Annotated in this window: 13 protein-coding genes; all 13 read left to right on the forward strand. The window is 39.3% G+C overall.

Annotation, left to right across the window (positions count from 1 at the left end):
- The first annotated feature begins 241 nt into the window (after positions 1 to 241).
- Positions 242 to 922 carry a CPBP family glutamic-type intramembrane protease gene (locus ACQRCC_RS14555; RefSeq protein ID WP_427851477.1) on the forward strand — a complete coding sequence of 227 codons (681 nt, stop codon included), beginning with the start codon at positions 242 to 244 and terminating at the stop codon, positions 920 to 922.
- A 59-nt stretch (positions 923 to 981) separates the two neighbouring features.
- Positions 982 to 1,491, forward strand: a complete 510-nt coding sequence (locus tag ACQRCC_RS14560) for a helix-turn-helix domain-containing protein (RefSeq protein WP_427851478.1) — start codon at positions 982 to 984, stop codon at positions 1,489 to 1,491.
- Between the two features lie 47 nt (positions 1,492 to 1,538).
- Positions 1,539 to 2,576 carry a YdcF family protein gene (locus ACQRCC_RS14565; protein WP_427851479.1) on the forward strand — a complete coding sequence of 346 codons (1,038 nt, stop codon included), beginning with the start codon at positions 1,539 to 1,541 and terminating at the stop codon, positions 2,574 to 2,576.
- A 420-nt stretch (positions 2,577 to 2,996) separates the two neighbouring features.
- Positions 2,997 to 3,122 carry a hypothetical protein gene (locus ACQRCC_RS14570; RefSeq protein ID WP_427851480.1) on the forward strand — a complete coding sequence of 42 codons (126 nt, stop codon included), beginning with the start codon at positions 2,997 to 2,999 and terminating at the stop codon, positions 3,120 to 3,122.
- A gap of 30 nt (positions 3,123 to 3,152) precedes the next feature.
- Positions 3,153 to 3,911: an EFR1 family ferrodoxin gene (locus tag ACQRCC_RS14575; RefSeq protein WP_427851481.1), complete on the forward strand. Its 759-nt coding sequence runs from the start codon at positions 3,153 to 3,155 to the stop codon at positions 3,909 to 3,911.
- 292 nt (positions 3,912 to 4,203) lie between these two features.
- Positions 4,204 to 5,466, forward strand: a complete 1,263-nt coding sequence (locus ACQRCC_RS14580; protein ID WP_427851482.1) for an MFS transporter — start codon at positions 4,204 to 4,206, stop codon at positions 5,464 to 5,466.
- A gap of 26 nt (positions 5,467 to 5,492) precedes the next feature.
- Positions 5,493 to 5,687, forward strand: a complete 195-nt coding sequence (locus tag ACQRCC_RS14585) for a hypothetical protein (protein ID WP_427851483.1) — start codon at positions 5,493 to 5,495, stop codon at positions 5,685 to 5,687.
- Positions 5,688 to 6,227: an ECF transporter S component gene (locus ACQRCC_RS14590; protein ID WP_427851484.1), complete on the forward strand. Its 540-nt coding sequence runs from the start codon at positions 5,688 to 5,690 to the stop codon at positions 6,225 to 6,227.
- A 17-nt stretch (positions 6,228 to 6,244) separates the two neighbouring features.
- Positions 6,245 to 7,486, forward strand: coding sequence for a beta-ketoacyl-ACP synthase II (gene fabF / locus ACQRCC_RS14595; protein WP_427851485.1), 1,242 nt, complete (start codon positions 6,245 to 6,247; stop codon positions 7,484 to 7,486).
- Positions 7,487 to 7,574: 88 nt separating this feature from the next.
- Complete coding sequence (locus ACQRCC_RS14600) at positions 7,575 to 8,396, forward strand: hypothetical protein (RefSeq protein WP_427851486.1); 822 nt, start codon at positions 7,575 to 7,577, stop codon at positions 8,394 to 8,396.
- A 118-nt stretch (positions 8,397 to 8,514) separates the two neighbouring features.
- Positions 8,515 to 8,691 carry a hypothetical protein gene (locus ACQRCC_RS14605; RefSeq protein WP_427851487.1) on the forward strand — a complete coding sequence of 59 codons (177 nt, stop codon included), beginning with the start codon at positions 8,515 to 8,517 and terminating at the stop codon, positions 8,689 to 8,691.
- A 69-nt stretch (positions 8,692 to 8,760) separates the two neighbouring features.
- Positions 8,761 to 9,384 (forward strand): TetR/AcrR family transcriptional regulator, encoded by a 624-nt coding sequence (locus tag ACQRCC_RS14610; protein WP_427851488.1) that lies wholly within the window; start codon positions 8,761 to 8,763, stop codon positions 9,382 to 9,384.
- 16 nt (positions 9,385 to 9,400) lie between these two features.
- Positions 9,401 to 10,485 (forward strand): radical SAM protein (locus ACQRCC_RS14615; protein ID WP_427851489.1); only part of this gene is annotated, 1,085 nt, incomplete at its 3' end.

Raw genomic sequence — 10,485 nt, forward strand, 5'->3', positions numbered from 1 at the left:
AAATACAGTAAACAGTCGGGCGGTTCAATGTGTATAAAAAAATGATAATCCTCTTGACAAGTCTCATAATTGAGATTCGTATGAATATGCAACTAATCTCAAATGTGAGAATGGATGAAACAATAGTGTTTATACGGGAGGTAACAATCATGAAACAATACGTCGGATCAACATTAAAAATGCATTACGAACATATCTGGTAATTATAGCGTTTGCAGTCATTGGTGGTATTACTGTTGGAATGTACACCTTTGAGCATTCAACTCCGGAAGTTATTGAAGCGGCCATTGGGCAGCTTGGAAGTTATCAGGCGCTGATCACAGTAACTATGATTCAGACTTTGGTCTATTCTTTGTTTGGATGGGTTGTTGGTTACTTCATTGTGGAGCGTCTGGGTCTTATGATGTCCTTCCGGTTTGATAAGACAGTTCTTGCAAAGGTATGTCCTGTCATTGTTGTTCTTGGGCTTGTGTTTGCTGCGGATTATTTTGTGATGGGGCGTCTGATTCCAGAAGTGGCAGCAGATTATGAAAAAGGAATCAGCGTGGCATATTTTATCAGTTCATTAACCTACGGAGGTGTGATTGAGGAGATATTGCTTCGATGGTTTTTCATGGGACTCATCGCACTGATCCTGGTGATGATTTTTGCGAGAAAAAAAGATAAAAAAGAAATACCGGTCTGGATTTTTATTACAGCCAATGTAATCGCTGCACTTGTATTTTCCGCAGGGCATCTGCCTGCAACACAGATGTTTTTTGGAAGAATCACCGGATTGATTCTGTTTCGCTGTTTTATGCTGAATGGTTCATTTGCCCTGTTCTTTGGAAGATGGTTCCGTAAGTATGGTATTCAGTATGCGATGTTAGGGCATTTCGGAATTCATTTTATATCTAAAATAATACTGATTTGTGTGTTATAATTATGAACAGGTTGTACTGTCGTCCGAAGACGGAATAAAAAAGGTAGTGGAGAACAGATATGAAGAAAGACTATATGGAAGCCTGTATGAATGCCACACGTCAGCGAATCATACAGGTCATCATGATAAAAAAAGAGGCAACATCTGCCGAAATAGGAGAGGAATTGCCGGATATTCCGAGGGCCAGCCTTTATCGTCATATAAAAGTGCTTCTGGATGCCGAAATCATCACTGTTGTAAAGGAAGAATTCAAACGCGGTTCCATGGAAAAGACCTATGCCATTGCACCGCAGAGACCTTATGAAGATACCAATGAAGAATACAACAGTCTGATCCAGTCGGCACTGATGGGGCTGCAGGGAGAATTTTACCGTTATTTCAATGGAGAAAATCCGGATCCACAAAGGGATCTTCTTACTTTGGGATCTGCTTCGCTTATGATGAGTGATGAGGAAATGATGGAATTTATCAAGGCTTACGGCGAACTGATTCAGAGATATATGCCAAACAAACCGGCTGAGGGCAGGAAAGTAAGAAAGGTTACGATTGTCATCTCACCGAATGAGTAGTGAGTATAGGAAAATTGACACTATAAGTGAAATGAAGGAGAAAAATTGTGGAAAATATAATTGATAATTTATCGGTAGTGATGCCGTTTTTCTTGATTTCATGGGGCGTGTTTGTGGGGAGCACGTTGTGGAAGCCACAAAAGTTTAGAAATAGCATATTTCTTATGAATGCATTGTTTTTCACAGTGTTTTTCGTTGCTGCATTAGCGGGAGAGTACATGGGAACAGTGTTGTTAGTTGCGTTTCTGCTTGCATTTCTTGCACTTCTTTTGGTACCGATTCTGTTAATCATAAATGGCATTGTGATGATCAAGAAAGAATCAAGATCATTAGGGAACCTTTTGTCGCTGCTTTTAGGTTTGGTGATTGGCGTCGGTGAGATGGCATTTTTTGCAGGATTCGTGTTGGAAATCTATTCTTTCAATCAGGGGTATACGGTAGCAAAGCTAATTGCAATATTTATTGGATCATCCGTTCTGTATATTAGTTTTTGGATTCTTGCGTTTGTGTTGTACATGATATTTATGCAGATTATGCCACATATCAGAGAATTTGATTATCTTATTATTCATGGTGCAGGACTGATCAAAGGAGATAGGATGTCAAAGTTATTGGCAAATCGGATTGATAAAGCAATCAAGATTTATAACAAGAGTAAACGCAAACCTGTCATAATCCCAAGCGGTGGACAGGGTCAGGATGAGACAATTTCGGAAGCTGAGGCGATGAGAAAATATCTTTTAGAGCATGGAATTCCGGAAGAACACATTATACCCGAAGATAAGTCAAAAACTACAATGGAGAATCTTCAGAATTCAAGGAACATCATTTTTTCGAAAGAAGGAAAACATCGAGTTGCGCTTGTTACAAGCAATTATCATGTTTACAGATGCTTACTCTATGCAAAATCAATGAAACTAAAATGTACAGGCATTGGAGCACCTGTTGCCTGGTATTATTGGCCTAGCGCTGTGATTCGTGAATTTGTTGCGGTATTTACGACAAAAAGATTTCTGATTTGTACGATTAGTGGCTACATATTCGTTGTGCTTCTTCCGACATTTGCGTATGCAAAGATGATTTAGAGCGGTTGGATAGAAATTTGTTTGTGAAATGCAGGATAGCAGAGAGGGAAGTGTGGCTTCATCGTTTCTATTATATTGAGTTGCGTAGGGGTATCTAATTTTACACGATTTGAAAAGACAAAAGAAAACCTTGAAAAATTAGGGGTAATACTAAGATAGAATATCATTTTTCACAGAGATTGAAACTCCTCCTTTCTGCGAGTATCTATACATTCGGAGAAGAAGGAAATCATATTTTCCTTCGAAAACAAACAATCGCGACCGGCGGAATAGTCTGCGATTGCCACTATGTGCGCAAATTATCAGCAACGCCGGCGGAATTGCCGAAAGTTCTGAAGATAAAAGAAAAGAAGCACTTCGCGGCGGAAGAAGCAAATAGCAATTATCTGAGTTTCGGAAAAGAAAGTAGGCGGCATATATATGAATATAGGATTTTGGCTATGTGGAGTTTTGGCTATCCCGGCTTTTGTAATTTGGTTGTTTTTATTCTTTAAAGATGTTCACTTTGACACTCATAAAGCATTAAAAAAATATTTATTAAAATAAATCTGAAATTCATAAGGAGAAAATACATAAATGATAGGAATTTATTTAAGTGGAACAGGAAATACGAAGCACTGCGTTGAAAAGCTGTTATATTTGCTGGATGATACTGCAAAAAGTGTTCCGATAGAACATCCACAGATTATGCATATGTTAGAGAAGCAGGACACAATTATTCTGGGTTATCCAACACAATATTCTAATGCTCCCTTTATGGTGCGCGATTTTATTAAAAGAAATGCTTTCTTATGGAAAGGGAAAAAAGTGTTTTGTGTAAATACAATGGGGCTTTTCAGTGGTGATGGAACAGGTTGTACAGCAAGAATTTTAAAGAAGTATGGCGCAGAAATTCTGGGAGGCATACAAATAAAAATGCCTGATTCAGTCTGTGACAGTAAAATGCTAAAAAAAGATATTGAAGAAAACCGGCAAATTGTTAAAAATGCAGATAAGCGTATTGAACAGGCTGCGGAACAAATCAGGCAGGGAAAATATCCTCAAGAAGGGCTGTCGTTCATAGCACATATCAAGGGATTATTTGGACAAAGACTATGGTTCTATCGTAAAACGATGGGTTATACCAGTAAACTAAAAATAAGCGATTCCTGTATTGGCTGTGGTTTGTGTTGTAAAGAATGTCCGATGGGAAATATTGAAATGAAAGACAATCAGGCAGTTTCAGGAGGACGATGTACCATGTGTTACCGCTGTATCAGTTTATGTCCTCAAAAAGCGATTACATTGCTTGGGGATCAAGTTCTGGAACAATGCAGATATGAAAAATATGAATGATTCTGGCAGTGATAATTCCAGTTTTTGAAACTGAAAAATCGAAATTTGAAGGAGCAATAACAGATGAGTTTGGAATTTAGGAATGCGGAGCCTATGTCTGAATGGACCGTTTACCGTATTGCAGGAGAGACGCTCACAAATTTGTCAAAGTGACAACTGAATGAGATTTTTGAAATATAATTCATATGCCAGACGCTAAGACGCAGTGCGAAACCGAGTAAACGGTTAGCACTGCGTTCTTTCATTATAAAAAAATGAGAAAGTTACAAAATTGATAAAAAGGAGAGAAGCCATGTGGAATAGAAATTTTATTATGGTTGTAGTGGGCCAGATTATTTCACTGTTTGGTAATGCAATTTTAAGATTTGCATTACCTTTATATTTGCTGAATGAGACGGAATCGGCAGCTCTATTTGGAGTTGTAACTGCGTGTGCTTTCATTCCAATGATTGTACTGGCGCCGATAGGAGGAATCCTTGCAGACCGTGTGAATAAACGGAATATCATGGTTGTGCTTGATTTTTCTACCGCAATCCTGGTAATGGCAATTATTTTATTATTGGGAAAGATAAATCTTGTTGCGCTTTTGCTTTGTGCTCTATTTATACTTTATGGTATCAATGGTGCATATCAGCCGGCAGTACAGGCAAGCATTCCCATATTACTTTCTGGTGAAAATATTATGCAGGGAAATTCAGTCATTAATCTGGTCAGTTCATTTGCAGGTTTAATTGGACCTGTTATTGGTGGTGCATTATTTGGCTTCTATGGAATTATGCCTATTTTATATGTCAGCATATTCTGTTTTTTGATATCCGCCATCATGGAGATCTTTATACAGATTCCTTTTCAGAGAAAGCCAGCCGGAGGAAGCATTTTTGCAATTGGTTTTGGTGATTTGAAGGAAAGCTTTCGATATATGTACCGGGAACAGCCGGTGATTATGCAGTTTTCGCTTGCAGTTGCCGCAATTAATATGATTTTAAGTTCACTTGTCATTATCGGTCTACCAGTAATAATCACACAAATGCTGGACTTTGACAGTGAAACGGCAAATCGCTTCTATGGATATGCTGAGAGTGTCTTTGCAATGGGCTCGTTATGTGGTGGAATGGGAGCGGGTTTATTTGCCCAAAAGATTAAGGCGAGAAATGGCTATCTTTTGCTGTTATATGATGCACTCACACTCATACCGACTGGTATTGCAATTATGATTACAATGAAAACAATGATTTCTTATATCATTATTTTGGTTAGTTGTTTTTTCATGGCATTCCTGTCCAATTTATTTTCTATTCAGATTATGTCTTATCTGCAGATGATCGTACCGGTAGATTTGATCGGAAAGGTAATATCATGTGCTATGTGTATAGGAATGTGTGCATCTCCGATTGGACAGGCAATGTATGGAGGTTTGTTCGAGGTGTTTGGGGAGAGGATATTTGCCTTGTTTTTTGCTGCTGCATTGTTGATGGTGATTCTGGCGGTATCTATGAAAAGAGCATTTCAAAGACTTGAGAAATTGTTGGATTTGAATCGGTACGTAGAAATATAAAATGAATTAAAGAAAGGATGGAAAAAATGAAGAACAATCATAAAAGCAGATTGGCACAATTCTGGGAGCTGGTCAAAGCTGATGCTAAAACTGACAACGTTACCAAAGCGAGGATAGCCGAGGAAACCGTTCAGGATGCCGTGACCGGACTCCAGAAAACATTGAATCTCTTCGGAAGCCCGGAGAAAAATTCCAGTACAGAAAAGGATAGTAATAAATAAATGAATAGCAAGACAAACAAAATTACAATTATTGGTATGCTCTCCGCAATTGCATACGTTTCGGTTATTATTTGCAGGGTGCCTGTGGTACTGTTTTTAAAATATGAACCGAAAGACACTATTATTGCCTTAGGTGGATTTATATTCGGTCCCATGGCTTCGTTTTACATATCGGTAATCGTCTCATTCACTGAAATGATGACGATTAGTGATACCGGAATCATTGGCTGTGTGATGAATACTCTGGCATCATGCGCCTTTGCCTGCGTGTCTGCTGCCATTTACAAAAGAAAGCGGACACTGCAAGGTGAAATTATTGGATTGGCTGCAGGTATCCTGACGATGGTCATTGTCATGTTAGCATGGAATTACTTGTTAACACCGATTTATATGGGATACCCGCAGGAGGATGTTGTCAAGTTATTGCTACCGGCCATTTTGCCTTTCAATTTATTGAAAGGGGGATTAAATGCCGCATTTACTTTTTTATTCTATAAACCCATTGTCCATGCGCTGAGAAAAAGAGGTTTGATCGAGTAGCAGGAAAGGAGAAACGAATGAGAAGAGTTGTTGTAACAGGTATGGGTGCTATCACCCCAATTGGTTTAAATGTAGATGAATTCTGGAATGGAGTAAGAAACAGCCAGATAGGGATTGCTCCAATCACGAAGTTTGATGCATCTGATTATAAGGTGAAAATTGCAGCCGAGGTAAAGGGATTCGACGCAAAAGATTTTATTGAATCAAAAACAGTGAGACGCATGGAGCTGTTTTCGCAGTATGCAGTTGTGGCGGCAAAGGAAGCCTTGAAGCAGTCCGGCCTGGATGTGGAAAAAGAAGATCCTTACCGGATTGGTGTGGCAGTGGGGTCGGGCGTAGGAAGTTTACAGGCAATCGAAAGAAACGAAAAAAGATTAATAGAGAAGGGACCACGTCGTTTGGAGCCATTGATGGTTCCTATGATGATTTCAAACATGGCATGTGGAAATATTTCCATCTATTTCGGATTAAAAGGAAAGTCTATCAATGTTGTGACTGCTTGCGTAACAGGAACCCACAATATTGGGGAAGCTTATCGGACCATCCAGTATGGAGATGCAGACGTTATGGTCGCAGGCGGTACAGAAGCCTGTGTTACCCCAATTGGAATCGGGGGTTTTGCAGCTCTGACGACATTAAATATAACAGAAAATGTGACAAGGGCATCTATCCCATTTGATAAGGACAGGGCAGGATTTGTACTTGGTGAAGGTGCGGGTATCGTTGTATTGGAGGAACTTGAACACGCAAAAGCAAGAGGGGCAAAGATTCTTGCTGAGGTGATCGGATACGGTTCGACCTCGGATGCATATCACATCACTTCCCCGGCAGAGGATGGTATGGGAGCTGCCAATGCGATGAAGTTTGCAATGAAAGATGCAGGAATTAAGCCTTCTCAAGTGGATTATATCAATGCCCATGGAACCTCTACCCACCACAATGATCTATTTGAAACAAGGGCAATCAAGCTTGCTTTTGGCGATGCACAAAATCATGTTCTGGTTAGTTCTACGAAGTCCATGATCGGGCATTTGCTCGGCGCAGCAGGTGGAATTGAATTTATTACCTGTGTAAAATCCATAGAAGATGGATATGTTCATGAAAATGTCGGTTTACTTGAAGTAGAGAATGAAGAAGAGTTCAGTCTTAACTATGTAAAGGAGCATGGAATTACGAAGGACATCCGTGTATGCATGTCAAATTCTTTGGGATTTGGCGGACATAATGCAGCGATAATCGTACGGAAATACGATGAATAATCATTATGAAGGATGATTGTGAACTACTGATTCAGTAAATATTATAAAAGGAGTTGAGTTTCTGATGCTCAGAAATTTTAGGAGAATCTTGTTAGATTATATCTTAGTTCTGCTTTTTGCAGCGGCAGCTATCGTTCTTCATGCCATTATGCCAAGTCCGGGAGCAACCATGGATACTTCTGTATTTGATTCCATGTTGGTAAAAAAGTTCGGCTTTCCTGCGGTAGCCACCGGATATTTTGTAATACTGTTTTTACATATTCTAAGTGTAATTAAAGTATTTTCCGTAAAGTCGGATATTGGAAAATGGAAGACAGGGTGTTGTTTTGGAATGGCATTTGCATTGCTATATTTGGTTGGGATGCAGGAGGTTATGGTTTCCGCCTCTCCGCTGACGGAATATGGTATTGGCTTTATACTCTATGAATTATTTCTCGGTTTAGGAGATGCAGTACCGGCATTTTTGTTATGTATATTTTTGTGTTGGTTTCATTGTGTTCCTTCAGCAGATCTGAGGGGGAAAAAGATTTTTTGTAAAGAAAACTATATCAGAGTCATTAGTATTGCGTGTGCTTTTTTTCTCTGGAGAATGTTTGGGTATGTGACTGGAATCGTGGATAACGAAATGACGATATATCCGGTACCGGTAGTAATCTGGACATTTGTTTTTGGTTCCGTAGTAGGGATTGGATATTGTCTGATTAATTATTCATGTAAAGATAAAGGAAGAAAGGTATTCAGGCTGTTTTTGACGATTGGAGTGAACTGGATCTGGTTCAACTGTTACATTGGATTGATTGCAGCCCATACATTTTTATTCATGGTTTTGAGGTCTGGATTGGATGTGCTTGCGATACTTGCAGGTAGTCTTTTGGCGGAGGTGTTTATACAGAAAATTGAAGGGTTATAAAAATGAAGAGCAGGGCTAAAACAGGATATTGAGCTTTACCATTATCGCACTTGTTTTAACTGCCTTTGTATTAATTTTGTCACTTTATATGCTGTATTGTGCAGAGGAACAGTATCTTGTGGATAAATACAAACAAAACAAAGATGCTTTTGCAACAGTTAAGACGGAACTGCTATATTTACTGGAACAAAAAAATGCGGATGAGTTAAATTTAGAGGTAAGCTACGACTCAGAAGGAAAAAGAAAAATTCATATCAAAAATTATATGGAACACTTGACAACTAGTAACCACTAGTCTATAATATACTAAAACTAGTGATTACTAGTTTTGGGTTTGCTTTAAAAGGGGACGAGGAGGAATGATATGACAACAAAGGAGAAGATTACAGAAGAAGCACTAACTCTTTTTGCGGAAAAGGGCTATAAAGGTACAAGTGTCAAGAATATTGCAGATGCGGTTGGAATTAAGGATGCTTCTTTATATAACCATTTCAAGAGTAAGCAGGAGATTTTTGATTCCATTGTGGAACTGGTTTCAAAACATATTTCCGGACTTTCTGAGACCTTGGGAGTGCCTCAGTATGATAAACCGGATACTCCGGCTTCTGGATTTTTCATAAAACTTGATTTAGATGGGCTGAAAAAAATCACGAGGGAGTCGTTTGTATTCTATCTCACGGATCCGTATATTTCCCGATTCTGGAGGATTGCCCATATGGAGCAATATGCAAATCCGGAGATTTATGCCATGTTCCGAAAAATATTTATGGAAGATGCGATTTCCTATCAGGAGAAGCTTTTTAAGGAAATGATGGAACAGGGAGTCTTTTACCCCGGGGATGCAAGAGCAACGGCGATCAGTTTCTATTCGCCAATCTATTTGCTTTTGTCCATGTACAGTAATCAGCCGGAACGTAAAGAAGAGGCACTTGAGATACTTGACAGACAGGTAGAAGAATTCTTTCGAATTTATCGAAAAAAGGATTAGAAAGTGGAGGAAAAAAATGGGAGCAACGATGGAGTTACAGACATATTTGACAGCCGGTGTGGAAAATATTATGAAAAATGCAGTAAAAGTCACTTTAACAAATCCGGCACAAAGTATTTTCATGGCAAGGTTTGCAATGGCAGTAAAAGTCGCATCCGAAAAAAGGCTTGTTTTGGAAAAGAAAGGAGAACATATTCCGGCATTTTTAATTGCCAGCATTACAAGTAGCTGTAATCTGCACTGTGCCGGATGCTATGCCAGGGCCGTTCATTCCTGTGCAGATACAGTACCTGTGGAACAGCTTTCTGCACATGAGTGGGATCATATCTTTGAAGAGGCAGAAGAGATGGGAATCAGCTTTATTCTTCTGGCAGGGGGCGAACCAATGATTCGCCGGGATGTGATGGAAAAGGCTGGAGAACGGCAAAAAATAATGTTTCCGATTTTTACAAATGGTACTCTTATGGATGATACATATATCCGGATGATGAAAAAAAGCAGAAACCTTATTCCGATATTCAGTATCGAAGGAAAAGAAAAACAGACGGATGCACGGAGAGGAGAAGGAGTATATGAAAAGGTCTTCTCTGCCATGGAGAAACTGCAGAAAGAAAAACTGCTGTTTGGGTCTTCTGTAACAGTCACAACAGATAATCTGGAAGAGGTGACATCAGATGAATTTATTGAAAAACTGGAACAGCGAGACTGTAAAGCTCTAATCTTTGTAGAATTCGTACCAATGTCACAGGAACTTAAGAGCCTGGCACCGGGTGATAAAGAGAGAGAGTATTTAGAACAGCGCCTTGATGAAATCAGAGATAAATATCAGAATATGATCTTTTTGTCATTCCCTGGAGATGAAAAATCGTCCGGTGGCTGTATTGCTGCAGGCAGAGGATTCTTTCATATCAATTCCCATGGCGGTGCAGAACCATGTCCGTTTTCGCCATATTCGGATGTGAATGTGAAAAATACGTCTCTAAGGGACGCATTGCAATCAGAATTGTTTACAAAATTACGGAACAGCGGTACGTTGACGGAGAATCATACTGGAGGCTGCGTGTTATATGAGAACCGGGAAAAAGTAGAAAGTTACTTTAT

Source organism: Sporofaciens sp. SGI.106 (assembly GCF_050314255.1).
Classification (GTDB): domain Bacteria; phylum Bacillota; class Clostridia; order Lachnospirales; family Lachnospiraceae; genus Claveliimonas.

Bases quoted from the DNA above. Each gene is read 5' to 3' on its own strand.
- ACQRCC_RS14555 (WP_427851477.1), top strand. From the start codon at position 242: ATGTACACCTTTGAGCATTCAACTCCGGAAGTTATTGAAGCGGCCATT.
- ACQRCC_RS14560 (WP_427851478.1), top strand. From the start codon at position 982: ATGAAGAAAGACTATATGGAAGCCTGTATGAATGCCACACGTCAGCGA.
- ACQRCC_RS14570 (WP_427851480.1), top strand. From the start codon at position 2,997: ATGAATATAGGATTTTGGCTATGTGGAGTTTTGGCTATCCCGGCTTTT.
- ACQRCC_RS14575 (WP_427851481.1), top strand. From the start codon at position 3,153: ATGATAGGAATTTATTTAAGTGGAACAGGAAATACGAAGCACTGCGTT.
- ACQRCC_RS14580 (WP_427851482.1), top strand. From the start codon at position 4,204: ATGTGGAATAGAAATTTTATTATGGTTGTAGTGGGCCAGATTATTTCA.
- ACQRCC_RS14585 (WP_427851483.1), top strand. From the start codon at position 5,493: ATGAAGAACAATCATAAAAGCAGATTGGCACAATTCTGGGAGCTGGTC.
- ACQRCC_RS14590 (WP_427851484.1), top strand. From the start codon at position 5,688: ATGAATAGCAAGACAAACAAAATTACAATTATTGGTATGCTCTCCGCA.
- fabF (WP_427851485.1), top strand. From the start codon at position 6,245: ATGAGAAGAGTTGTTGTAACAGGTATGGGTGCTATCACCCCAATTGGT.
- ACQRCC_RS14610 (WP_427851488.1), top strand. From the start codon at position 8,761: ATGACAACAAAGGAGAAGATTACAGAAGAAGCACTAACTCTTTTTGCG.